Origin of the sequence: Steroidobacter agaridevorans (genome assembly GCF_009932555.1) — a bacterium.
GTDB lineage: Bacteria > Pseudomonadota > Gammaproteobacteria > Steroidobacterales > Steroidobacteraceae > Steroidobacter > Steroidobacter agaridevorans.
In genome coordinates this window covers 291,174-315,750 of sequence record NZ_BLJO01000004.1, presented here as the reverse complement: position 1 = coordinate 315,750, position 24,577 = coordinate 291,174, and the positions used below count along the sequence as shown (strand labels likewise).

Genomic DNA, 24,577 nt, shown 5'->3' with positions numbered 1-24,577 from the left:
GGAATCGAAAGTCACATCATGAAGCGTCCTTCCCTCAATCACGTGTATCGCCTGGTCTGGAACGAGCGTCTCAACGCCTGGGTTGCCGTGGCGGAAAACGTCAAGGCCCGTGGCAAGCGCGCCAGCGGCGCGTTGTCGTTGTCCGTGCTGATGGCGTTGGGCCTCGCGCCTGCGACCCACGCCGCAGATAACGTAGCGTTGCCCACGAACGGTCAGATCGTCGCCGGCCAGGGCTCGATCAACAGCCAGGGCAACACGCTCACGGTCAACCAGAGCAGCCATCGGCTGATCGCACAGTGGGACACTTTCAACATCGGCAAGGACGCGAGCGTCGTCTTCAATCAGGCCAGCGCCAGCAGCGTCGCGCTGAACCGCATCCTGGACTCGAATCCCAGCGAGATTTTCGGCTCGCTGAGCGCCAACGGCCAGGTGTATCTGATCAACCCGAGCGGCATCGTGTTCGGCCGCGGCGCGCAGGTGAACGTCGGCGGGCTGGTCGCTTCCAGCTTGAATATCAGCAACGAAGATTTCCTCGCCGGCAATCTCACGTTCACGGGCAGCGATGCCAGCGGCGCAATCATCAACCAAGGCTCGATCTCTGCGGCACACGGCGGCGTCGTGGCCTTGATCGCGCCGCAAGTCACGAATGAAGGCACCATCACCGCCAACGGCGGCAGCGCATTGCTCGCGGCCGGCCGCGGTGTGAGCTTGGATTTCGTCGGTGACGGTCTGATCAGTTACAACATCGACGCCGGCACCACGCGCGCGCTCGTTCAGAACGGCGGCCTGGTGCAAGCGGATGGCGGACTCGCGGTGCTGACGGCCAAGGCCGCGGATGCCGTCAATCAAGCCGTCGTGAACAACACCGGCACGGTGCGAGCGCAAACCCTCGCTCAGCGCGAAGGTCGCATCCTGTTGTTGTCCGACATGGCCAACGGCACGACGATCAACAACGGTACGTTGGACGCGTCGGCTGCCGGCAGCGGCAACGGCGGCTTCATCGAAACCTCCGCCGCCGACGTGAAACTCGGCGACAACTCCGTCATCACTACGCGCGCCGCCACCGGCGAGACCGGCACATGGTTGCTCGACCCGAGGGACATCACCATCGCCGAGAGCGGCGGCACCATGACCGGCGCGCAGCTGGCGGCCAATCTCAATAACAACAATGTCGTCCTTGACACCGCAGGCACGGACGGTAACGGCGACATCTTCATCAACGATGCGGTGACTACCACCGGCAGCTACCTGGGCGGCTGGGACGGCAGCGGTCGCACGCTGACGCTGCGGGCAGATCGCGACATCCACATCAACGAAGCCATTACCGGCAGCCCCGCTCAATTGAACGTGGTACTCCAGGCCTCGCGCGATGTGAGCTTCGGAGCCACCGGCCGGGTCGTCACCAATGGCGGCAACTTCACCGTCGGCGTGGCGCCCACGGTCATTGGCAACTATGCCACGGGCTCCGGCAGCAATCTCACGATGGCCAACGGCAGCTATGTGAACGTCGGCAACGGCTCGCTGGACATCGACGTGAGCGGCACGATCGCGCTGGCTGCCAACAGCCTGCGCGCCAGCGGCAACACCACACGATATTTGAATAGCGGTTACACCAATTACGGCTGGCGGAGCTACATGCGTCTGTCCGCAGGCACAGCGATCGTCTCCAGCAATACCGACCCGGCGCTCGTCGACATCACCGGCATGACCGACGTGATCCTGCAGTCCGCGGCGATCGGCGACGTATCGAACCCGATCAAGATCGGCCGCACTTCGTTGGGCAACACGCTCACTGTGACCAACACCGTGGGTGATTCCTACGTCGACGTGTTGAACGCGTTCGCCTGGTACGGCTTCGGCGCCGTCGCGGTCAACATCGGACATCAGGCCAACAGCACGCAGCGATTGACCCTGGGCGGCAATCCCGACGACCACGGCCACATCCTGATGAACACGGATGGCGGCGGCATGCTCAACCTGCTCGACAACGACATCGACACAGCGGGCATTGGCTCCAACATCTCGATCACGGCCGACAACATCGCGTTCGCCAACAACTCCGTCGACGTCGGCAGTCGCGCCTTCTACGCCGGCGCCCAAACCATGGTCGGCGACGGCACCGACGGCTTCGCCGAAGTCATCGGCGGCTCGGTGTCGTTCAGTGGCACGGAGCTGGGCACCGTGGCCCGTCGTCTTGAAGTCGCGGGCGGCGACATGGGCGCCAACTCGCTGTCCTACAGCAACAACGGCGGCAACACCTATATCACCTCAGTGGACGACAGCTTCACGTCGGTCCACATGTCGAACGTGAAGACTATCGGCACGCACTCGGTATTGTTCGCTGCCGATCACATCGATTACAGCACCGATGGCACGGGCATTCTGATTCCGACGATCGCCGTGAACAGCGGTGCGGATGTGCGGGCCCGGAATCGTTACATCACCTTCGCCGCCAACAGCGGCGACATCCGCTTCCAGACAAACTCGGTGAACACCGGCGCCGGCACGCTGGCAGCCGTCATCAACTCCAACAATCCCGAGGCTGCCGGAGCCGCTCAGATTCACGCCGTCAACGCCAAAGACGGCCAGGCCGAAATCACCACCGGCAACGCTTCGTTCACGATCTACCGCCCCGGCACCGATACCATCTCCGATATCGAGATCGCGCAGGGTGCGGGCGCGAGCAACAACTCGCTGAGCGTGGCCACTTATTACGGCAACGTCGATATCACCGAGCTCGACTCCCATCACTTCCAGTCGCTGGCGGTGCAACTGTTTGGCACGCACGCGAATCTCCAGAGCGTCCACTTCGACCTCAACGGCCTTGACGACGTGACGTTCGGCGATACCGCGACCCTGTTGACGCTCGACGACACCAAGCTCGCGTTGACCGACTTCGATCGCAACTGGCAATTGACCGCTTACGAGCGCAACGTGCAGATCGACAGCGTCGATCTGGGCAGCGGCAGCTATTACGTCTATAGCAACGACCTGCATCTGAATAGCGATGTGCTGACCGATGGTGGCGCGATCACCCTGAATTCGCGCAGCAACAACATCGACCTGATGCGCTCGGTGCGCATCGACAGCAACGCCGACGATGACGCCAACAGCGCCAGCACGGGCGTCGCCGGCAACATCTCGATGAGCGGCAACATTTCCTCCAGTGCCGGCGGCAGCACGCTGGTCGTGGACGCCAGCTCGACGACGCAGAGCGGCGGCAGCATCACGTGGTACGGCAACCTTGGTAACGCCAATGGCAACTACCTGACCGGCGCTTCCTTCACCGGCAAAGGCAGCTTTGACTTCAACGATGGCTATGTAACGTTGCAAGGCACTTCTTTCCTGCTGGATGGCGACTTCTCCTCGATCGGCCGCACCAGCCTGAGCAGCAACTTCGTCGATGTGGTGTTCGATACCGAACAAGGCGACAACGGCACTGCCGGCAACATCGCTTTCGGCGGTCAGAGCCTGACCACGTCGCAGTACAGCGGCTATACGTTCAACGCCGCCACCACTGCCGCGGGCGGCAACGGCGGCAACGTCGATCTGGATACGCTCTCCCACAACACGCTCACCGCCAAGACGGTCGTCGTCACCACGACTGGCGGCAGCGGCGGCACTACGGGCGATATCGATCTGCCCGCGGTCAGCACGGCCGGCGCCTACTTCAACGGCGCGACCACCAACCAGACCTACACCGGCAATGTCGTCACGCTGCACGGAAATCTGAGCACCAATGGCGGCGATGTCGCGCTGAACGGCGATACACGGCTGGCGGAAAGCGTGACGATCAAAACGTCGACCACCAATCCGTCGACGAGCGCGGGCTCGGTGACGTTTACCGGCGCTGGCGTTTCCGCGACCGCGCCGGGTAAAGACCTCACCATCAACACCTCGACCAACACCACCAACGCGTACAGCGCGGGTGCGGTCACTCTGCGCGCAGGCAACGCTGGTGGCGCAACTATCAACAATCTGACTATCGACACGCGTGCGCTCGGCACCGGCGGATCCAGCGCCGATGTTACGTTGGCGACAGCTGTCGAAACGGCCGGCAATCAGACGTATGCGGCCAACAGTTTGCACGCGAGCGCGCTCACGTCAGCCGGCACCATTGCTATTTCCACAGCAAACAACCAGACGACCACGCTGTCCGGCCCGATCACGGCCGAAGCGCTGGTTCTGCGCGGCGGCGCATACGTCGCGGGCAATGCGGCCAATCAGGTCAACACGCTCGCGGCGCAGAGCGGCGCATTGGATTTCACCAACAGCGGCGCGCTGACCATCGGCTCCGTCAGCGGCGTCAACGGCATCAACAGCTCCGGCACGGTCGATATCTCGACTTCGAACGGCGATCTCACGTTGGCGAACAACGTCACCAGCTCGAACACCGGCACTTCCGCCATCGTGTTGAACGCAGGCAGCAGCGCATCGGCCGGCACGGCGGCCGGTGGCAATATCCTGGTGAACAACGGCGTGTCCGTCACGACTGGCTCGGGTGGCCGCGCCACGTTGTACACCGGCAGCATCGATAACAGCACGGGCTTGACCGACCTGGTCGGCTGGGGCTCGGGCAACTTCCGTTACAACAGCGACGAAGCCTCGGACGGATACACCAAGGCCTTGGGCTCCGGCGTCTATGGCATCTATCGCGAGCAGCCGACGATCTCCGTCTCGACGGATGACATCACTGCGGTGTACGGCAGCGCGCCGACGCTCACCACGACCATCGTCAACGGTAAGAACGGCGATGCGAGCACCAACTTCACCTATACAGTCGGCGGCGCAGTCTCGACGTCGGGCAACTACGTCGTCGGCACGCACTCCATTACTGCGACCTCTTCTTCCGGCGCCGAGGAACTCGGTTACAACGTGAGCGGCACAACCGGCGGCACGTTGACCATCACGCCAAAGGAACTGACGGTTTCCGGCATCACTGCTGCAAACCGCGCTTACGACGGCACGACCAACGCGACGCTCGATGCGAGCGGCGCTTCGGTGAGCGGCCTGCTCGGTGGCGACGTCGTTGCGCAGGACTACAGCGGAATCAGCGGCGCGTTCGGCGATAAGAACGTGGGCACGGGCAAGCACATCACGGTTAACGGCATTGCGCTCAGCGGCGCGGACGCCGCGAATTACACCGTGACGAGCAGCGGCAGCGGCAACATCACCGCGCGAGTACTGAACGTCGGCTTCACAGGCGTCGACCGCGTGTACGACGGCACTACCGGTGCAAGCGTTGTCTCCAATGACAATCGCGTCGGCACCGATGCCCTTACGATCGATCAGGCCGCGGGCTTCGGCGACAAGCATGTCGGCGCCGACAAGCACATCGATGTTTCCAACATCACGCTGAGCGGCGCCGATGCCGGCAACTACGTGCTGAGCTCCACCAGCGGCTCGGCGACGGCCGACATCACGGCGCGCACGCTGAACGTCGACTTTGCCGGCAACAATCGAGTCTATGACGGCACGACCGGCATGACGGTCACGTCGAGCGACGATCGCATCGCCGGCGACGATCTCACGATCGATCAGCTCGCCGCGCTCGCCGACAAGAACGCCGGCGCCGACAAGCTCGTGAATGTTTCCAACGTCACGATTGGCGGTGCGGACGCCGGCAACTACGTGCTCGCGTCGACTTCGGGCACGACGACGGCGGACATCGCGGCGCGGACTCTGGTTCTCGGCTACACGGCCGACGACAAGACGTTCGACGGAACGCCGCGCGCCAACATCAGTGTTAGTGACAACCGCGTCGCCGGCGACTCGCTGGGCTTCAGCGTCGACGCCCGCTTCACCGACTTCACCGTCGGCGATAATCGCGAAGTGTCGATCGGCGGCGTCAGGCTGAGCGGCGCCGATGCGGGCAACTATGTGGTTGCCAACCCGACCGGCAGCACCACGGCGAATATCGATCCGGGTCCGATCTCGGATCAGATTCTCACGAGCATCACCAGCCCACAGTCGAGCTTGAATGGCACGAGCAACGTGTCCGGCTCGATCGGCAACTCGATCGCCAGCTCGATCGGCGCAGGCACGGGCAGCAGCACGCTGATCCAGAACGCCAGCACGCTCATCGGCGACAGTCGCGTCGCGCTGTTCAACGAGCCGTTCAGCCTGAGTGGCAGCGGTGGCGCATCCGGTCTGAGCCTGTCGCAGTCCGGCGCAACCTCGACGCTGGCCATCGCCGGTGCGGCCGAGAAAGCCGCCGAGCGCAACAGCGCCCTGCCGTTGTACGAGGCCCGTAACTCAAAGGCGCGCTTCAGCAGCTCGCTGGATGTCGTCGATCATGGCAATTCGTTGACCGTGACGCCCGCGGCCGGCTACACGTCCATGACGATCAACGTCGTGGAGCCCACCGGTCCGGTCGCCACCGGCAGCATTGCCCAGGGGAACGGTCCTGCGATCGAACTGCAGGTGACGGTCATCCCGGGCGCGATCCTGCTGGTCACTCTGCCGGCCGACGCTCCGGCCATCGACAACAACGACATCGCGCTGCTCGGCCTCACGCTGGCCAGCAAGGAGCTGCACGTCACGCCGAAGCAGTTGCAGGGCTTGGTGATTCGCAAGCGCTGATCGCACGAGAAAGTCCCGGCGCGTGCTGAGCGCGCCGGGATCTTCGAGCCGTCAGATCTTGCTCTTGTATCCCGACGTAATCGGATAACGCCAGTCGCGACCGAAGGCCCGGTCGCTGATTCTCACGCCGGGCGGCGCCTGGCGACGTTTGTATTCGTTACGCTTCACCATCTCGAGCACCCGCCCCACGGTCGCTCGATCGAAGCCGCGCGCCGCGATCTCGTCGACGGACAGGTTGTCTTCGATGAACAGCTCGAGAATGGCGTCGAGCACGTCGTACTCGGGCAGCGAATCCGAATCCTTCTGGTCGTGACGCAACTCGGCCGAAGGCGGCCGTTCGATCACACGGTTCGGAATGGCATGGCTCACGGAGTTGCGATACTTCGCGAGCCGGTACACCAGCATCTTGCTGCAATCCTTGATCGGCGCGAAACCGCCGGCCATATCGCCGTACAAGGTGGCATAGCCCACGGCCATTTCGCTCTTGTTGCCGGTGGTGAGCACCATGCGGCCGGTCTTGTTGGAGATAGCCATCAACAGCAGGCCGCGGCTGCGCGCCTGAATGTTTTCTTCGGTGGTGTCGGGCTGGCGGCCGGCGAACACGTCTTTGAGCGCATCGAGCGCCGTGGCAAACATGCCTTCGATGGAGATCACGTCGTAGCGAACGCCGAGCGTCCGCGCTTCGGCCGCAGCATCGTCGAGGCTCCATTGCGACGTATAGCGCGACGGCATCATCACAGCGCTCACGCGTTCGGCGCCGAGCGCATCCACGGCGATCGCCAGCGTCAACGCCGAATCGATGCCGCCGGAAAGCCCGAGCACGATGCCTGGGAAGCGATGCTTGCCCACGTAATCCCGCACTCCGAGTACGAGTGCGTTGTAAACGCTCGCCTCTTCAGACAACGGTGGTTCGATGTGCGCGGGACGCGGCACGACCTTGCCGTCGACGAGATCCACATCGACAGCAAATAAACCTTCGACGAACGGCGCGACCCGTTGCACGACCTCGCCGCTCGCATTCATCACGAAGGAGCCGCCGTCGAACACCAACTCATCCTGACCGCCGAGCAGATTCACATACACGACCGGCAAGCCGGTGTCTTTCACCCGCGCTCGCACCGCCGCTTCGCGACGCTCCTGATAGCGCAGCGAATACGGCGAGCCGTTGATGACGACGATGAGTTGCGCGCCATTCGCCTTAGCAGCGCGCGCGGGATTGGGCTCCCAGATGTCTTCGCAGATCAGCAGCGCGACGCGAATGCCCTTCAGCTCGAAGATGCAGGTGTCGCGGCCGTGTTTGAAATAGCGTTTCTCGTCGAACACGCTGTAGTTCGGCAGTTCCTGCTTGCGATAGTTGGCGACCGTCGCGCCATCACGCAGCACGGCCGCTGCGTTGTAGATGCCTTCGTCGGCATATTCGGGGTAGCCGGCCACGACGGTGATCCCGCTCGTTTCCTGACGAACGCGATCCAACGCCGTCTTTACCTGTCGACGCAGACCGCTGTGAAACAACAAGTCTTCGGGCGGGTAACCGCTCAGGCTCAGCTCGGGGAACAACACCAGGTCGGCTTGCAACTCGTCGCGCGCTTGCGCGGCAGTATCGATGAGTCGCTGGGCATTGCCCGCGACATCGCCGACAAACAGGTTGAGCTGAGCCAGCGCGATACGGAGAGAGGCGGACATGGCCTGATGATAGCGCTTGCGGGGAAGGAACAATCTGCGGCCGGAAGTCCGCGGCGACTCACGCCGCCGCGGACCTGACCTTCGTTACTTCTTGCGAGCCGGCTTGGACGCCTTCTTGGCCGGCGCCTTGCTCTTGGCCTTGGCAGGAGCAGCCTTCTTGGCTGGCGCCTTCTTGGTGGCCGGAGCCTTCTTCGCAGCGGCGGCAGCCTTCACCGGCTTCTTCGCAGCGGGCTTGGCCTTGGCAGCAGGTTTCTTCGCAGCGGGCGCAGCCTTCTTCGCGGGCAGCGACACGACCTTCGCCTTCTTGCCACCCTTGGCGAGCTGCTGAGTGATCGCCGAGCCGAGATCGGCCGGGCTCTTCACAGTGCGCACGCCAGCGCGCTCGAGCGCCGCGAACTTGTCGGCCGCAGTGCCCTTGCCGCCGGAGACGATGGCGCCAGCGTGGCCCATGCGCTTGCCCGGAGGTGCGGTCACGCCGGCGATGTAGGCAACGACCGGCTTGGTGACATTCTCGCGAATGAATTCAGCGGCCGCTTCTTCATCGGCGCCGCCGATCTCGCCGACCATGATGATGCCTTCGGTCTTCGGATCTTCTTCGAAGCGCGCCAGCACGTCGATGAAGTTCATGCCGCGCACCGGATCGCCGCCGATGCCGACGCAGGTGCTCTGACCGAGCTTGGCGTTGGTGGTCTGGAACACGGCTTCGTAGGTCAGCGTGCCGGAGCGCGACACGATGCCGATCTTGCCCGGCTTGTGAATGAAGCCCGGCATGATGCCGATCTTGCACTCGCCCGGAGTGATGATGCCGGGGCAGTTCGGGCCGATCAGCAGGCTGCCGTAGGAGGCCAGCGAGGCCTTCACCTTCACCATGTCGTTCACCGGAATGCCTTCGGTGATGCACACGATGAGCTCGATGCCCGCGTCGGCCGCCTCGATGATCGCGTCGGCGGCGAACGGCGCCGGCACGTAGATCATGCTGACGGTCGCGCCGGTTTCGGCAACCGCTTCACGCGCGGTGTTGAACACCGGCAGGTTGAGATGCTTTTCGCCACCGCGGCCCGGCGTGACGCCGCCGACCAGCTTGGTGCCGTAAGCAATACATTGCTCGGAATGGAACGTGCCTTGCTTGCCGGTGAAACCTTGGCAAATAACGCGCGTGTTCTTGTTTACGAGAATAGACATGGTAGTGCTGAATATCTGTTAACGGTTGAACGTAAGCGCGCCTTACTTCGCCTTCGCGGCGGCGACCACTTTCTTGGCCGCATCGGTAAGGTCGGCAGCCGGCGTGATCGCCAGGCCGCTGTCGGCCAGGATCTTGCGGCCCAACTCGGCGTTGGTGCCTTCGATGCGCACCACCACCGGCACGCTCACGCCCACGTCCTTCACCGCGTGAATGATGCCTTCGGCGATCATGTCGCAGCGGACGATGCCGCCGAAAATGTTCACCAGGATGGCTTCGACGTTCTTGTTCGAAAGAATCAGCTTGAACGCTTCGGTGACGCGCTCACGCGTGGCGCCACCGCCCACGTCGAGGAAGTTGGCCGGCGAGCCGCCATGCAACTGCACCAGGTCCATGGTCGCCATGGCGAGGCCCGCGCCGTTCACCATGCACGCGATATTGCCGTCGAGCGACACGTAGTTCAGCTCGTGCTCGGCCGCGGCGCGCTCCATCGCGTCTTCCTGGCTGGCATCGCGCCACTTGGCGAGATCCTTCTGACGGAACAGCGCGTTGTCCTCGATGTTGATCTTGGCGTCGAGCGCGACCAGCTTGCCCTCGCCGGTCACGATCAGCGGATTGACTTCGAGCAGCGCGCAGTCCTTCTCCAGGTACAGCTTGTACAGCGCCTGCGCGATCTTGCCGAACTCGGCAATCTGTTCCCCCTCCAGCTCCAGGCCGTAGGCGATCGCACGAGCGTGCGAGGGCATCAGGCCGGTGGCGGGATTGATGTTCACGCGGGTGATCTTCTCCGGCGTGTGCTCGGCGACTTCCTCGATGTCCATGCCGCCGGCGGCGGAGGCGATGAAGGCGATGTGGCCTTTGTCGCGATTGAGCACCAGGCTCAGGTACAGCTCGCGCGCGAGCTTCGAGCCCTGCTCGATGTAAACCTGACGGATCGGCAGGCCTTCGGGGCCGGTCTGGTGCGTGACCAGGCGCTGGCCGATCATGGCCTCGGCGGCCTTGTCAGCCGCTTCCGGCGAATCCACCAATTTGACGCCGCCGGCCTTGCCGCGGCCGCCAGCGTGAACCTGTGCCTTGACGACCCATTTCGATCCGCCAAGCTTGCGCGCGGCCTCGGCAGCTTCGCTGCCGGTGGCGGCCACAATGCCTTTGGGGACCGGGATGCCGTAGCTGGCGAACAACTCTTTCGACTGGTATTCGTGCAGGTTCATGGGGCTCGTGGGTGCGGCGGGTTAAAATTGCGACGGTCAAAATAACGACAGTCAAAGGCCGCGTATTCTGGAGGAATTCGGCCGGGATGCAAAGGCGCGATCAGCAAGAAATGTCCTCGGAGCCCTCATTGAAAATCGGCGAGCCGCCGCTCGAGCTGCCCAAAGCCGAGCCATCCCCCGCATTGCCCTGGGGCTCCTCGGAGGAGCTGGCCTGGCGCGTGCTGGCGCTCGTCAACCTGTTTCGCCTGCTGATTCCAGTGCTTTTGATGGTGCTGTACTGGACGCTCGATCCGCGCCTGGTCGGACAAGCGGACGCGCGGCTGTTCTTCTTCACCACGATCGCCTACTTCGGGTTTGCCGCGCTGTCCATCCCGACGCTCAGGCGGCGCTGGCCGGATCGCATGCTGCAGACGGCCTTCAATGTAGGCGTGGACGTCCTCGCGATTTCTTTGCTCACTTACTCCAGCGGCGGCATGAACAGCGGGCTTGGCGCATTGCTGGTGCTGCCTATTGGTGCAGCGAGCTTTGTCGTCGGACAGCGACTGGCGCTGATGTTCGCGGCCGTCGCGGCGCTGGCGCTGTTGTTACAGCAAGCTTTCACGACGCTTGCGGCGCGCAGCGATCCAGGGGATTTCGCGTCGGCGGGCATCGTCGGCGCGCTGATGTTCATCGTCACGTTGGGTGTAGGACCGCTCGCGCGCAGCCTGCGTGAAAGCGAAGAGCGCGTTCGCCAGCGCGAAGTGGACGTCGCCAACCTGGCGGAGCTGAATCAGTTCATCGTGCAGCATCTGCGTGAGAGTATTTTGGTCGTGGATGACCACGACACGATTCGTCTGATCAACGAGTCGGCGGGCTCCATGCTGGGAGGTAATGCGATCGCTGCCGGCACGCCGCTCGGCGAAGTCTCGCCGCGTTTGTTGTACTTGCTCGATACCTGGCGTCGTCACTCTTATGACTGGCAGCTCAGCTCGCTGTCCTTGCTGACTTCGGACGGCAGCAGCCTGGTGCAACCGCACTTCGTGTCGTTGCGCAGTAACGGCGGCGGCGGCCCGACACTGATTTTTCTCGAGGACACCTCGCTGATCGCTCAGCGCGTCCAGCAATCCAAGCTGGCGGCGCTCGGCCGGCTCAGCGCCAGCATCGCGCACGAAATCCGCAATCCCGTCGGCGCCATGAGTCACGCCGCGCAGTTGCTCGCCGAAGCACCGCAGCTCACCGCGCAAGAGCGACGCTTGACCGACATCATCACCAAGAACGGCGAGCGGGTCAGCATGATCATCAACAACGTCCTGCAGCTGTCGCGCCGGGACTCGACCCGCCAGGAGCGCATCGAGCTGAACAGCTGGCTGGAAGAGTTCGTCGGCGAATTCCGGCAGACATCGCAGGTCGATGCCAGCAAGCTGTACATCACCACCTCGGCGCCCGAGCTCGAAGTGCGCATCGATCCGTCCCATCTGCATCAACTTATGTGGAATTTGTGCGAGAACGCACTGAAGTACGGCCGCAAGTTCGATTCCAATGACGCGATCGAGATCCGTACCGGCCGCATGGCGACCTCGGAACGGCCGATGCTCGAGGTGCTGGATCGCGGCCCGGGCATCTCGCCGACCGACGCAGAACGAATTTTCGAGCCGTTTTTCACGGCCGGCAAAGGCGGCACGGGCCTCGGATTGTTCATCGCCAGGGAGTTGGCCCAGTGCAATCGGGCCGTGCTGATTTATGAGCCGCGCGCCGGGGGTGGTAGTATTTTCCGCCTCGTGTTCGCCGATCCTCAACGTTGGGAAACACAGTGAAGAAGCCCCGCGCGCTCGTCGTGGATGACGAGCCGGATATCCGCGAGCTGCTGAGTATCACGCTCGAACGCATGAATCTCGACGTGACCGCGGCCGACACGATTGCCGCAGCCACGCGTGAGCTGCGCGCCAATCCTTTCGATCTTTGCTTGACCGACATGCGCCTGCCCGACGGCGACGGCCTGAGCCTGGTCGAATGGATCCAGACTCACAAGCCGCACACGCCGGTGGCTGTGATCACTGCGCATGGCAATGTCGAAACGGCCGTGCGTGCGCTCAAGCTCGGCGCATTCGATTTCATTTCGAAGCCCCTGGATGTCGCGGCGCTGCGCAAGCTCATCATCGCCACGCTCAAGCTGGGCGAGAACATCGAGAGCACGATGCAGCTGCCTCAGGTGAAGCTGCTCGGCGGGTCGCGTGCGATGGAGCAGTTGCGCGAAATGATCGAGCGCGTCGCGCGCAGTCAGGCGCCCGTGCACATCTACGGCGAATCGGGCACCGGCAAGGAGTTGGTCGCGCATCTGATTCACGAGGCCGGTCCACGTCGCGAAGGGCCCTTTGTGCCCGTGAACTGCGGCGCCATTCCCACCGAGCTGATGGAGAGCGAGCTGTTCGGTCATCGCAAAGGCAGCTTCACCGGCGCCGTTGCGGACAAGCAAGGTCTGATTCAGTCCGCCGAGGGCGGCACCTTGTTCCTGGACGAAATCGCCGACCTGCCGCTGCACATGCAGGTGAAGCTGCTGCGCGTGATCCAGGAGAAAACCATCCGGCCGGTCGGCGAGTCGCGCGAGCTGCCGATCGACGTGCGCATCTTGTCAGCGACCCACAAGAATCTCGCCACGCAAGTCGCGGAAGGGAAATTCCGCGAGGACTTGTTCTATCGCGTGAACGTCATCGAGATCCGCGTGCCGCCGCTGCGTGAGCGCCTCGAAGACATCGATGAGCTGGTCGATTCCATCGTTACGCGCCTCGGCCGGCAGATCGGCAATCGCTCGTTGCGTATCACCGAAGCGGCGTCGAAGGCGTTGCGTGAATATCACTTCCCCGGCAACGTCCGCGAGCTGGAAAACGTGCTGGAGCGCGCGGCGACGCTATGTGTCAACGGCGTGATCGACGCCGGCGATCTGCAGTTGCGCCCCAAAGTCGCCGCCAACGAAGTTCCGATCCCGAACAGCGTCGCCCCGGGCGAGCGCCTCGGCGATGCGTTGGAAGACATCGAGCGCGACGCCATCGTTCGCGCGCTCGAGCAGACCCGCTACAACAAGACCAAGGCCGCGCAGCTGCTCGGCATGACGTTCCGCTCGCTGCGCTACCGGATCAAGAAGCTCGGAATCGAGTGAGAGCCGCTGTGCTCTCGCTGCCGACGCACCGTCGCCAGATGCCCATGTCTGCGCTGAACGTCGGCATCTGACGCAAATGGTCACTTTGCGCCCCGGCGTGACCGAGTCAGGCCGAAACGGCAATGTGACTTAACTGCCCAACGCTGCCGTCATCCTTTGTAGTAACAGCAACTTACGAGACCGCCACGGTGCTGGCACAGCCTTTGCTTTGGTACTCTCGCTGGCGAAATCAGCCGCTGTTGTTTCGAACCCACTGTCTGGAGAATTTTCATGATGAAGCAGGTCCAAAAGGGTTTTACCCTGATCGAATTGATGATCGTGGTTGCGATCATCGGCATCCTGGCGGCTATCGCCATCCCCGCTTATCAGGACTACACCATCCGCGCCCAGGTGACGGAAGGTGCGACCCTGGCCGGCGGCGTGAAGGCTGCGATGGCTGACTACTACGCTCAGCGCGGCACCTGGCCGGATGTGCTCGAAGGTGGCGAAGGCGTGGAAAACAGCCTGAACTTCACGGGCGCCATTTCGGGTAACTACGTCGAAAGCATCGCCACGACTGCTGGCGCCGGCGACATCATCATCACCTACGGCAACAACGCGAACGCGCGCATCACGACGGACGGTGAAGACGTGCTGGTGATCTACGCTGCCCTGAACGACAACCAGGACATCGTGTGGATCTGCGGCAACCAGACCCTCCCGGCCGGCACTGAAGATGGCGTCGCTGCGGGTATCGCCGAAACGACCATCATCGACAAGTACCTGCCGCGCGCTTGCCAGCAGAGCTAATGTCGACTGACACCTGACTCAGGTGAGAAGAGCCCCCGACAGGGGGCTCTTTTTTTTAAACCGGGGCGATCAGGTATATTTTCGCTGTGAAATATGTCACGCAGACCGAACCGGCAGATGTGAGACGATCTGCACCTGTTTGACAATTGATCGATCAGGCGACAACGCCTGCAAACCAACGGCAACGCACTCCATGGCCGAAAACGTAGTCCCGGCGCTCGCCAATCAACGCATGGTGCTCCAAGGGCTGCCCCATCGCCTGATTCAGGACGGCCTGGTCGATGAGCAGACCATGGTCCAGGCCATGGCTGCCGCCAAGGAGAGCGACGGCAACCTGGTATCGCACCTGGTCTCCAAGGGCATTGCCGACGCGAAGGAAATCGCCATCGCCGCCTCCCAGGAATTCGGCGTGCCGCTGCTCGACCTGGACGCCGCTCAGCTCGACCTCGACGTGGTCAAGCTGGTCTCCGACAAACTGCTCGCCAAGCACCGCGTACTGCCGCTGCTGAAGCGCGGCAAGCGACTGTTCATCGCGGTCTCCGATCCAACCAACCTGCACGCGCTCGACGAAATCAAGTTTCAGACCGGTCTTTCCATCGAAGCGGTGGTCGTCGAGGACGACAAGCTGCAGAAGATCGCCAGCAAGGCCATGGAACAGGTCGATACTCAGATGCCGGCGATGTCTGACGAGGACCTGGATCTCGAAAATCTCGATGTCTCCAGTGGCGACGAGGACGATGCCGCGGCGGCGGCCGCTGGCCGCGACGATGTGGAAGATGCTCCCATCGTGCGCTTCGTCAACAAGGTGTTGCTCGACGCCATCAAGCGCGGCGCCTCGGATATTCACTTCGAGCCGTACGAAAAGTCATATCGCATTCGTCTGCGCCTCGACGGCTTCCTGAAAGAGATCGCCAGCCCGCCCGTGCAACTGGCGGTAAAGCTGGCGGCGCGCATCAAGGTCATGTCGCGCCTGGACATCGCGGAACGTCGCATCCCGCAGGACGGCCGCATCAAGATGCGCATCTCGAAGAATCGCGCCATCGACTTCCGCGTGAGCACCTGCCCCACGCTGTTCGGCGAAAAGATCGTCGCGCGTATTCTCGATCCTTCCAGCGCCATGCTCGGCATCGACGCGCTCGGCTACGAGCCGGCGCAGAAAGATCTGTACATGACTGCGCTGGCGCAGCCGCACGGCATGATCCTGGTCACCGGCCCGACCGGTAGCGGTAAGACCGTGTCGCTGTACACCGGCCTGAACATCCTCAACAAAGAGGACACGAACATTTCCACCGCCGAGGATCCGGCGGAAATCAACTTGCCCGGCGTCAACCAGGTCAACGTCAATCCCAAGGTCGGTTTGACCTTTGCATCGGCGCTGCGCGCCTTCCTGCGTCAGGACCCGGACGTAATCATGGTCGGCGAAATCCGAGACCTGGAAACCGCCGAAATAGCGATCAAGGCCGCCCAGACCGGCCACCTGGTTCTGTCCACCTTGCACACCAACGACGCGCCGAAGACGTTGACCCGTCTGATCGACATGGGCGTGAAGCCTTACGCGATCGCGACTTCGGTGTCGCTGATCATCGCGCAACGACTCGCGCGCCGGTTGTGCAACAACTGCAAGGTGCCGATGGAAATGCCGCCCGAAGCCCTGCTCAAGGAAGGCTTCACGCAGGAAGAGATCGACGAAGGCATCCAGATCTACAAGCCGGTCGGCTGCAGTTCGTGCACCGACGGTTACAAGGGCCGTACCGGCTTGTATCAAGTGATGCCCGTGTCGGAAGAAATCCAGCGCATCATCCTGCAGGAAGGCAATGCGGTGGATATCGCCGCGCAGTCGGCGAAAGAAGGCATCTGGGACCTGCGCAAGTCGGGTCTCTCCAAAGTGAAGGCCGGCATCACCAGCCTGGAAGAAGTAAATCAATGCACGGTCGAATGACCGCGCTTTACTTGCATAGTCACCGAGCAAGGACCTAGACCATGGCCCAAGTAGCATCCAGCCAGCAGTTCCCCTTCGTTTGGGAAGGCACGGATAAGAAAGGCAAGCGCATCAAGGGAAAGATGCTCGCGGTGTCCGAAGCCGCGGTCAAAGCCGATCTACGCCGTCAGGGCGTGCTCGCGAAGAGCGTGCGCAAGGAAGTGCAGCTGTTCAAGAGCAACAAGAAAGTCGATGCCGCCGACATCGCACTGTTCGCGCGCCAGCTCGCGACGATGCTGCAAGCGGGTATTCCGATGGTGCAGTGTTTCGACATCATCGGCAACGGCCACGAAAAACCCTCGATGCAGAAGCTGGTGCTGGCCATCAAGTCCGACATCGAATCCGGCACCTCGCTGCACGAAGCTCTGGGCAAGCATCCGCTGTACTTCGACGATCTGTTCGTGAACCTCGTGGAAGCCGGCGAGCAGGCCGGTGCGCTGGAAACGCTGCTCGACAAGGTCGCGACCTACAAGGAAAAGACCGAAGCGCTGAAGAAGAAAATCAAGAAGGCGCTGTTCTATCCAGCGGCCGTGCTCGCGGTGGCGGTCATCGTCACGATCATTCTGTTGGTCTTCGTCATCCCGCAGTTCGAATCGCTGTTCAAGGGCTTCGGCGCCGACCTGCCTGCATTCACGCAGATGGTGATCAACATGTCGAAATTCGTGCAGGCGAAGGGCGTGTTCCTGGGCCTGGTCGTGGGCGGCGTGGGCTATGCATTCTTCTACTTCAAGAAGCGCTCGCGGCCGATGCGGCGTACCCTCGACCGCATGCTGCTCAAAGCACCGGTGGTTGGGCCAATCATGGAGAAGGCCGCGATCGCGCGTTATGCCCGCACGCTTGCGACCATGTTTGCCGCCGGCGTGCCGCTGGTCGAAGCGCTGACCTCCGTCGCCGGCGCCACGGGCAACATCGTGTTCGAGGAAGCCACGCTGAAGATTCGCGACGAGGTCTCGACCGGCCAGCGCCTGCAACGCTCGATGGAATCGACTGACCTGTTCCCCAACATGGTCATCCAGATGATCGCGGTCGGCGAGGAGTCCGGCTCGCTGGACGCCATGGCCGGCAAGGTGGCGGACTTCTATGAAGCCGACGTGGATGCGGCCGTGGATGCGATGAGCAGCCTGCTCGAACCGCTCATCATGGCCATCCTCGGCGTGCTGGTCGGCGGCCTGGTGATCGCGATGTATCTGCCGATCTTCAAGCTCGGCGCGGTGGTGTAAGCTCCGCCCGTCATTCCAATAACAAACAAACGCCGCGCCCTCCGCTGACGAGTGGCGCGGCGTTTTTTTAGCGAATCATGCAAGACCTGCTGGGCTCATCGCTGTATCTGCTGACCTCCTCGCCGACGGCGTGGATAGTGACGATGCTGGTGCTTGGCCTGCTGGTCGGCAGCTTTCTGAACGTCGTCATCCATCGCCTGCCCATCATGAAGGAGCGCGAATGGCAGGAGATGGCGCGGGACACGCTGGGTCCGGACCTCTACAACCCACCACGCGATGCGACGGAAAAGCCTCAGCCGTACAATCTCGTCGTCCCCCGTTCGGCCTGCCCTAAATGCGGCGCGCCCATCACGGCGCTGCAGAACATTCCAATCGTCAGTTATCTGTTTCTGCGTGGCGCATGCGCCAAGTGCAGGACGAAGATTTCGATTCGCTATCCCCTGATCGAATTCATCACCGGCGTGTTGTCAGCCGCGGTGGCCTGGAAGTTCGGCTTCACCTGGTACTGCGGAGCCGCCCTGGTCCTCACCTGGGCCCTGGTGGCCCTGACCGTCATCGACCTCGATCGGATGCTGCTGCTCGATGACATCACGCTGCCGTTGCTGTGGATGGGCCTGTTGCTGAGCGTCGCCCCGACCCTGCCGCAGTTCGGCCTGCCCGTGGATGCTCACTCCGCCATCCTGGGCGCAGTCGCCGGTTACGTGAGCTTGTGGACCGTGAACAAAGCCTACAAGGCGATCGCCAAGCAGGACGGCATGGGCTACGGCGACTTCAAGCTGTTCGCCGCGTTCGGCGCGTGGTTCGGCTGGCAAAAGCTGCTGCTGATCATCCTGATGTCGGCGTTCACGGGAGCGGCGATCGGCATCGCGCTGATGATTGCCCAGGGCCGCGACCGGAAACTTGCGATTCCGTTCGGCCCCTTCCTCGCCGCGGCCGGCTGGATCGTGTTGATGTGGGGCGATCGGCTGATGGCCCTCTATTGGCACCGCGCCGGCTGAACTACACTGGCGGCGATGAATCCGAGCGCCCCCAAGAATTTCCGGCCGTTATTGATAGCGCTGACTGGCGGCATCGCCAGCGGCAAAAGCGCCGTCGCGGAAATGTTCGCGCAGCTCGGCGCACCGGTGCTCGATACCGATCAGATCGCCCGCGACGTGGTCGAGCCTGGCACTCCCACGCTGGCCAGGCTCGTTGCGGAATTTGGCAGCGAGATTCTGGATGCAAGCGGACGTCTCGATCGGGCCCGCATGCGCACGCGCGTCTTCGCCGATCCCGCTCAACGCAAACGGCTCGAAGCGATCACGCATCCAGCGATTCGAGAAGAATTGGCAGCGCGTGCTCAGCGCGCGCAAGGCCCCTATCAAATTCACGTCATTCCGTTGCTCATCGAGAGCGGACGCGCCGACCTGTACGATCGCGTGTTGCTGGTCGACACCAGCGAGGAAGCGCAGCTGAAACGTTTGCTGGCGCGTGACGGATCGAGCCAGGAACAAGCTCGACAGATCCTCGCCGCGCAGGCTTCACGCGAAGACCGCCTGGACGCCGCCGACGACGTCATCGTCAACACCGGCACGCTGCAGGATCTGCATCGGTTCGTGCAGACCCTGCATCGCAACTACACCATGCTGTCCGAGCGCATCAACGCTCAGAACTTATAAGCCAGCTGAGCGCTGACGATATCGACGGCCGACTCCTGCTCGCCAATCAGAAAGCCGCGCGCCAAAGCGTTACCGTCGTTCTGATTCAACGGCGCATCGTCGGCGAACAAATGCGCATAGCCCACATCGACGACCCACGCATCGCCCGCTTTCCATTGAGCGCCAATGGCCACCCAGGTGCGCTCCGAATCGGGCAGGCGCGCGGTGCGCGTGCTGTCCGGAACATTCGTCTCGTCGAAGGCGAGACCGCCGCGCAGTTTCCATTGATCGTTGAGCTGATACGTCGCGCCGATCGCGTAACGCCAGGTGTCTTCCCAATGCTCCGGCGTCACTGACAGCACCACCCCTGTGTCGCGCACGATGCGCAGCTCTTGAATGCTGCTCCAACCCGTCCAGGCGATATCGGCCATCAACTCGACCCGCCCCATGCGGTGATAGAACGAAGCCGTCGCAATGTCGGGCAGCTTCAGATCCACGCTTGCCGGACCGGTCGCGAGCGTTGCGCCTGGCGCGGATACAGCCGCGATGATGCCGTTGCCAATCGCATTCGACGAAGTCGGCGCGGTGAAGCGAGCCGACCCTTCGAGCGTGTAATCGACCGTGGAGCGATAAGACAAGCCAATGCGCGTGTCGTCGGAGAACTCAAACAACACGCCGGCGTTCCATCCCCAGGCGCTGTCATCGCCACGCACGGCGGTGTGGCCCTCGAGATTCCCGTTAGCTGTCAGAAGGGCCGGCACGAGAGCGGCCGGCACCTGGCCTGCCGCCACCAATGTTTGCAATCCCTGCGCCACCACGGCGGTGTAGTTCACGGCGTTGGTGAGCTCGGCCTGAATGCGCTGATAGTCCGCACCGATGCCGAAACTCAGCTGCTTGCTCACTCGCCACGAGAGCGAGGGATTGAAGTTATACGTCTGAATCTCGTTGTTGAGCGACTGGAAGCGCCCCATCCAGCCGTTCTCATATTCGAGCTTCAGGCCGAACGGCGCGTTGATGCCAAAGCCGAAGGCGAACCGATCGTTGATGGGCAGCGCGAAATAAGCGGCCGGCACGGCGTTCCAGTCGCCTGCATCGCCACCCTCTCCGCCCAGCGGCTGCCCGAGCGCCGCCAGTGAATTCTGGTTGTTGAATTCGGAGTTGATGAGCACGCCGCTCGCCACGACCAGCAACTCGGGATCGGTGAGCTTCGACAGACCGGCGGGGTTGTAGAAAATCGTACTAGCATCGTCGGCCGCGGCGGCGGTGCCGGCGAACGCGGTGCCGAGCCTGCTCGAGCTCTGTTCGAGCAATGCGAAGCCGGATGCAAACACGCTGGACGACGCACAACATAGCAGCATGCCCACGGGCAATACGTACCGGCGGCGCGGCAGAGCGCGATTCACCGCAGAACTGATTTGTTCTTTCATGATGGTCAACCAACACTTCTAACGGGAGACGAATGCAAGAGAAATGAACGCGCACTCATAGGCAGAGTTCCGCGCGCTCGGCGAAGGCCAGGAATCGCGAAAAGCGAGAATGTGACAAAGGCACCCGGCGCGGGCCTGGACCGTTGCAGGACATGGCCCGCATACGTATTGGCATTTCCGGATGGCGCTATACACCCTGGCGCGGGGTGTTCTATCCGAAGGATCTGCCGCAGCGACTGGAGCTGCACTACGCCTCGCGCGTGCTGCCCACCATCGAAATCAACGGCTCGTTCTATTCCCTGCAATATCCAGCCAGCTATCAGACCTGGCACGACCAGACACCGGCCGATTTCGTATTCGCGGTCAAGGGTCCGCGCTTCATCACACATATGAAAAAACTTCGCGACGTGGAAACGCCACTCGCGAATTTCTTCGCGTCCGGCGTGTTCAACCTGCGGCGCAAGCTCGGTCCTGTCCTCTGGCAATTTCCGCCCAACTTTCGATATGACCGCGAAAAGCTCACAAAGTTCTTCGAGCTGTTGCCGCGCGACACCGAAGCCGCCTTGAAACTTGCGCGCCGGCGCGACTCGCGCATGACCGGGCGAGCGAAGCTGGCCATCGACGTGCGCCGCCCGCTACGGCATGCGATGGAAATCCGTCACGAGAGCTTCTGCGATGCTTCGTTCATCGAATTGCTCCGTGAGCACAAGATCGGGCTGGTGATCGCGGAAACGGCGCAACGCTTTCCGATGATGCACGACATAACGGCCGATTTTGTGTACATGCGTCTGCATGGAGACAAGACGCTCTACCAGAGCGGCTATAGCGACCGTGCGCTCGAGAAATGGGCCAAGCGCATCGAAGCCTGGCATCGCGGCAGCGAGCTACGCAGCACTCAGAAAGTCACCAGGCTCGAGCCGCCGACCTCGAAGCCGCGCGACGTCTACTGTTACTTCGACAATACCGATGTGAAGTTGCGCGCGCCTGTGGATGCACAGACGCTGATCCGGAAGCTGCGTCGGTAATCGTTCATTTCGCAGCGACCCAGCGCCGCTCGATCCAACCGAACACCCACTGCACGAGCAGCGCAAGCAGCGCCGCTGGCACCGCGCCTTCAAGAATCAAGTTGGTGTCGTCAAGTCGGATGCCCGTCAGGATGGGCTGACCGTAGCCGCCTGCACCGATCAACGCGCCGAGCGTCGCCGTGCCCACATTGATCACAGCGGCCGTTCTAACTCCAGCAAGCATCGACCGCGCCGCAAGCGGCAGCTCGACATAGCGCAGCCGGGCTATGCGCGGCAGCCCGAGCGCTTCAGCGGATTCCCGGAGATCACGCGGAATATCTGCCAAGCCGGTGTGCGTATTGCGGAGTATCGGCAGCACGCTATACAAAAACAGCGCGACGATGGCTGGTGCGTATCCGATACCGAGCCAGGGGATCAGGAACACCAACAGTGCCAGCGCCGGCAGGGTTTGCAGAATATCGGCGATGGTAAACACCACTCGCCCGACGCCGCGACGATAGAACGCAACGATACCCAGCGGCACTGCGACGAGCACCGCCAATCCGAGCGAGATGCCGACCATCGCTAAATGCTCGCGCGTCCGCTGCCAGATGCGGGCGGATCGGGACTGAACCTTTGCTTCTGCACTGACGTGCATCCGATCGCGCAGGAAGCTTGCCGCGATCTGCGCTTCCGGTTCGCGATCCAGTGCAGCGCGCGCATTCAACTTCGTCATGGTCATTTCGTCGATTCGTCCGCCGAGCCGATTCAGCGACTCTCGAATCGCCTCAGGCACGTCGTCGCGACACAGGATGATGGCGTCGTAGACCGGAAAGAACCTGGCGTCGTCCACCAGCGTCGTCAGGTCGTAGTGGACGATCTCCGCGTCTGTGGAATACAAATCGGTGAGATCGAGCGAGCGAGACTCGAGTCCGCGATAGGCAAGATCATGCGAGAGGCCTCGAACATCCCGTTGCGGCAGCCGATAATGCGTGCGAATCCCCGGCCAACCATCGGCCCGCTCCATGAACTCATTGCTGAAGCCGAACCGCAGCGTCGGATGATCGGCCAACTGCGACATGCGCGTGATGCCCAGCTCGGCTGCACGATCGCGCCGCATGCCGAGCACGTAAGTGTTGTTGAAGCCCAGCGAGGTTGAGGTCCAGATCTTTTCCCGAGCCAGCGCCCGGCGCAGCTCGACATCGTCACCGATGTTCTCGCTCGAGAAGATCTCGGTGCGCAACGTCCCCGTATATTCGGGATAGCACTGGATATCGCCGCGAATCAGCGCGCTCCACAGCACTCGCGTGCCACCGAGCTGGCGACGATGCTCGGCGTCGAACCCAGCTTCCTCGGTCAGCTGCGTGGCCAGCTCGCCGAGGATCACCGACTCGGTAAATGCCTTCGAACCGATAATGGTCGTTGCTGCGGGCGCCACCGAGCTGAGGCTCAGCATCGCAACGGCCAACAGCAGATGTAACAGGCGACAATGCGACTCAGGCATCGAGCGCCTCGGCATGTAGACCGCGCTGGGCCTTCACGAAGTCGCTGACGAACTGCTCGGCGGGCGCATCGATGAGATCTCGATAACTGCCTCGCTGCACGACCTGCCCCTCACGCATCAATACGATGTGTTGCGAGAAGAACGCGGCTTCCGCCATGTCATGCGTCACCAACAGCACCGACTTTCGCAAGCGCTGAAACAAACGACGCAGATCCTCCTGCAGGCCATGTCGCACCATGGGATCGAGCGCGCCCAACGGCTCATCGAGCAGCAGGACCGCCGGATCGAGCATCAATGCGCGCATCAGGCTCACGCGCTGCCGCTGACCGCCGGAGAGGTTATTGGGGAAACGTTCCAGCGCATCGCGCGGTAATTGCACGAGTTCAGCCAGCTCGGCGACTCGGTCCGCAATCCACTGCCGGTCGCGCTTCAAGAAGCGCGCAGCCAACGTTACGTTGTCCACGGCGCTCATGTGAGGAAACAAGCCGCCCGACTGGATCACGTAACCGATGCGATGCCGAATCTCGAGCAGATTGTCCGGCGCCAGCGCACGATCGGTGACGAACACCGTGCCCTGCTGCGGCCAGACCAGCCCGGCTGCGAGCTTGAGCAGCGTCGACTTTCCACAGCCGCTCGGCCCGATCAGCGCCACCGTCTCGCCCGGCTCGACCCGCAGCGAGACGTCATCCACCGCGACCGCGTGTGGATAGCGATGGGTTACGTGCTCGAAGGCAATGGCGCAGCTCATTAGCATGCAAGCTTAAAGCAAACCTCGCATCCCTCCCACCCAGCAGTACAACCCGATCGCACGAAGATGCATGAAAGCCGCGCATCGGCTATACATGGAACGGGGAAGGAACCTGGGCGAGCCCATGAACAACGACGTTTCCAACTGGAATGGTGATGGGCAGGACGCCCAAATGCAGCGGGCACACGGACGTGCTGGAGCTGCCCGGGAGTCGCGGCCACCTCGCATTTTTTCCGCTGTGCTGTTCGTCATCGGCGCCGTGCTTCTGCTGGGCGGCGGACGACTCGTGACGCTCGGCGGCTCCTGCTACTACTTGGTCGCCGGCGCGACCCTCATCGCCAGCGCGGTCGGATTGTGGCGGGCGAAAGCTTGGGGCGCATACCTCTACGGGGTGTTGATACTCGCCACGATCGTCTGGGCTCTCGCCGAAGCGGGTCTGAATGGTTGGGCTCTGGCGCCGCGCATCCTGCCATTCCTGGTG

The 24,577-nt window shown here is 62.5% G+C and carries 14 protein-coding genes and 2 pseudogenes; 10 read left to right on the top strand and 6 right to left on the bottom strand.

All coding sequences use genetic code 11. The annotated features are described in order from the left end of the window. The first annotated feature begins 18 nt into the window (after positions 1 to 18). Positions 19 to 6,582 carry a YDG domain-containing protein gene (locus GYH35_RS15975; RefSeq protein WP_161828950.1) on the top strand — a complete coding sequence of 2,188 codons (6,564 nt, stop codon included), beginning with the start codon at positions 19 to 21 and terminating at the stop codon, positions 6,580 to 6,582. A gap of 51 nt (positions 6,583 to 6,633) precedes the next feature. Here GYH35_RS15975 and GYH35_RS15970 read toward each other — a convergent pair whose 3' ends face one another. The 3 genes and pseudogenes from GYH35_RS15970 to sucC form a co-directional block, all read right to left on the bottom strand. Further along, positions 6,634 to 8,265 carry an NAD+ synthase gene (locus GYH35_RS15970; protein WP_161828949.1) on the bottom strand — a complete coding sequence of 544 codons (1,632 nt, stop codon included), beginning with the start codon at positions 8,263 to 8,265 and terminating at the stop codon, positions 6,634 to 6,636. A gap of 318 nt (positions 8,266 to 8,583) precedes the next feature. Beyond that, positions 8,584 to 9,447: pseudogene (sucD, locus tag GYH35_RS15965) on the bottom strand (succinate--CoA ligase subunit alpha); the annotation flags it as partial. Between the two features lie 42 nt (positions 9,448 to 9,489). Continuing rightward, positions 9,490 to 10,656 (bottom strand): ADP-forming succinate--CoA ligase subunit beta, encoded by a 1,167-nt coding sequence (gene sucC, locus GYH35_RS15960; RefSeq protein WP_161828948.1) that lies wholly within the window; start codon positions 10,654 to 10,656, stop codon positions 9,490 to 9,492. Between the two features lie 110 nt (positions 10,657 to 10,766). On the opposite strand from sucC, the gene GYH35_RS15955 reads away from it, so the two are divergent. From GYH35_RS15955 to coaE, 7 genes are all read left to right on the top strand, one after another. Then, the gene (locus GYH35_RS15955; protein WP_161810888.1) at positions 10,767 to 12,449 is read left to right on the top strand and encodes a sensor histidine kinase; all 1,683 of its coding nucleotides are present in this window, start codon (positions 10,767 to 10,769) and stop codon (positions 12,447 to 12,449) included. Further along, positions 12,446 to 13,789, top strand: a complete 1,344-nt coding sequence (locus GYH35_RS15950; RefSeq protein WP_161810887.1) for a sigma-54-dependent transcriptional regulator — start codon at positions 12,446 to 12,448, stop codon at positions 13,787 to 13,789. The genes GYH35_RS15955 and GYH35_RS15950 overlap by 4 nt, the downstream gene beginning before the upstream one ends. Before the next feature lie 270 nt (positions 13,790 to 14,059). Continuing rightward, positions 14,060 to 14,578 carry a pilin gene (locus tag GYH35_RS15945; RefSeq protein WP_202624351.1) on the top strand — a complete coding sequence of 173 codons (519 nt, stop codon included), beginning with the start codon at positions 14,060 to 14,062 and terminating at the stop codon, positions 14,576 to 14,578. A 193-nt stretch (positions 14,579 to 14,771) separates the two neighbouring features. After that, positions 14,772 to 16,517: a type IV-A pilus assembly ATPase PilB gene (gene pilB / locus GYH35_RS15940; RefSeq protein ID WP_235936793.1), complete on the top strand. Its 1,746-nt coding sequence runs from the start codon at positions 14,772 to 14,774 to the stop codon at positions 16,515 to 16,517. A gap of 41 nt (positions 16,518 to 16,558) precedes the next feature. Continuing rightward, a complete protein-coding gene (locus GYH35_RS15935; RefSeq protein ID WP_161810886.1) occupies positions 16,559 to 17,776 on the top strand; it encodes a type II secretion system F family protein in 1,218 nt (405 codons plus the stop codon). Between the two features lie 77 nt (positions 17,777 to 17,853). Next, positions 17,854 to 18,774 carry a prepilin peptidase gene (locus tag GYH35_RS15930; RefSeq protein WP_161810885.1) on the top strand — a complete coding sequence of 307 codons (921 nt, stop codon included), beginning with the start codon at positions 17,854 to 17,856 and terminating at the stop codon, positions 18,772 to 18,774. A gap of 15 nt (positions 18,775 to 18,789) precedes the next feature. After that, positions 18,790 to 19,434: a dephospho-CoA kinase gene (gene coaE / locus GYH35_RS15925; protein ID WP_161810884.1), complete on the top strand. Its 645-nt coding sequence runs from the start codon at positions 18,790 to 18,792 to the stop codon at positions 19,432 to 19,434. On the opposite strand, the gene GYH35_RS15920 is transcribed toward coaE, so the two are convergent. Then, entirely contained in the window at positions 19,422 to 20,840 is a 1,419-nt protein-coding gene (locus tag GYH35_RS15920) for an OmpP1/FadL family transporter (protein WP_161828947.1), read from the bottom strand. The two genes, coaE and GYH35_RS15920, sit on opposite strands and share 13 nt — an antisense overlap. 152 nt (positions 20,841 to 20,992) lie before the next feature. Between GYH35_RS15920 and GYH35_RS15915 the strand changes: the two genes are divergently transcribed. Further along, positions 20,993 to 21,865 carry a DUF72 domain-containing protein gene (locus GYH35_RS15915; protein ID WP_161810882.1) on the top strand — a complete coding sequence of 291 codons (873 nt, stop codon included), beginning with the start codon at positions 20,993 to 20,995 and terminating at the stop codon, positions 21,863 to 21,865. A gap of 4 nt (positions 21,866 to 21,869) precedes the next feature. Here the strand turns inward: GYH35_RS15915 and GYH35_RS15910 are convergent, their stop codons facing one another. Both GYH35_RS15910 and GYH35_RS15905 read right to left on the bottom strand, forming a co-directional pair. Further along, positions 21,870 to 23,348, bottom strand: a complete 1,479-nt coding sequence (locus GYH35_RS15910; RefSeq protein ID WP_161810881.1) for an ABC transporter permease/substrate-binding protein — start codon at positions 23,346 to 23,348, stop codon at positions 21,870 to 21,872. Then, positions 23,341 to 24,096 carry an ATP-binding cassette domain-containing protein gene (locus GYH35_RS15905; RefSeq protein ID WP_161810880.1) on the bottom strand — a complete coding sequence of 252 codons (756 nt, stop codon included), beginning with the start codon at positions 24,094 to 24,096 and terminating at the stop codon, positions 23,341 to 23,343. Before GYH35_RS15905 ends, GYH35_RS15910 begins: the two co-directional genes overlap by 8 nt. Positions 24,097 to 24,220: 124 nt before the next feature. Between GYH35_RS15905 and GYH35_RS15900 the strand changes: the two are divergent. Then, positions 24,221 to 24,577: pseudogene (locus GYH35_RS15900) on the top strand (hypothetical protein); the annotation flags it as partial.

Bases quoted from the DNA above. Each gene is read 5' to 3' on its own strand.
- GYH35_RS15905 (WP_161810880.1), bottom strand. From the start codon at position 24,096: ATGAGCTGCGCCATTGCCTTCGAGCACGTAACCCATCGCTATCCACAC.
- coaE (WP_161810884.1), top strand. From the start codon at position 18,790: ATGAATCCGAGCGCCCCCAAGAATTTCCGGCCGTTATTGATAGCGCTG.
- pilB (WP_235936793.1), top strand. From the start codon at position 14,772: ATGGCCGAAAACGTAGTCCCGGCGCTCGCCAATCAACGCATGGTGCTC.
- GYH35_RS15920 (WP_161828947.1), bottom strand. From the start codon at position 20,840: ATGAAAGAACAAATCAGTTCTGCGGTGAATCGCGCTCTGCCGCGCCGC.
- GYH35_RS15930 (WP_161810885.1), top strand. From the start codon at position 17,854: ATGCAAGACCTGCTGGGCTCATCGCTGTATCTGCTGACCTCCTCGCCG.
- sucC (WP_161828948.1), bottom strand. From the start codon at position 10,656: ATGAACCTGCACGAATACCAGTCGAAAGAGTTGTTCGCCAGCTACGGC.
- GYH35_RS15910 (WP_161810881.1), bottom strand. From the start codon at position 23,348: ATGCCTGAGTCGCATTGTCGCCTGTTACATCTGCTGTTGGCCGTTGCG.
- GYH35_RS15945 (WP_202624351.1), top strand. From the start codon at position 14,060: ATGATGAAGCAGGTCCAAAAGGGTTTTACCCTGATCGAATTGATGATC.
- GYH35_RS15935 (WP_161810886.1), top strand. From the start codon at position 16,559: ATGGCCCAAGTAGCATCCAGCCAGCAGTTCCCCTTCGTTTGGGAAGGC.
- GYH35_RS15955 (WP_161810888.1), top strand. From the start codon at position 10,767: ATGTCCTCGGAGCCCTCATTGAAAATCGGCGAGCCGCCGCTCGAGCTG.
- GYH35_RS15975 (WP_161828950.1), top strand. From the start codon at position 19: ATGAAGCGTCCTTCCCTCAATCACGTGTATCGCCTGGTCTGGAACGAG.
- GYH35_RS15915 (WP_161810882.1), top strand. From the start codon at position 20,993: ATGGCCCGCATACGTATTGGCATTTCCGGATGGCGCTATACACCCTGG.
- GYH35_RS15970 (WP_161828949.1), bottom strand. From the start codon at position 8,265: ATGTCCGCCTCTCTCCGTATCGCGCTGGCTCAGCTCAACCTGTTTGTC.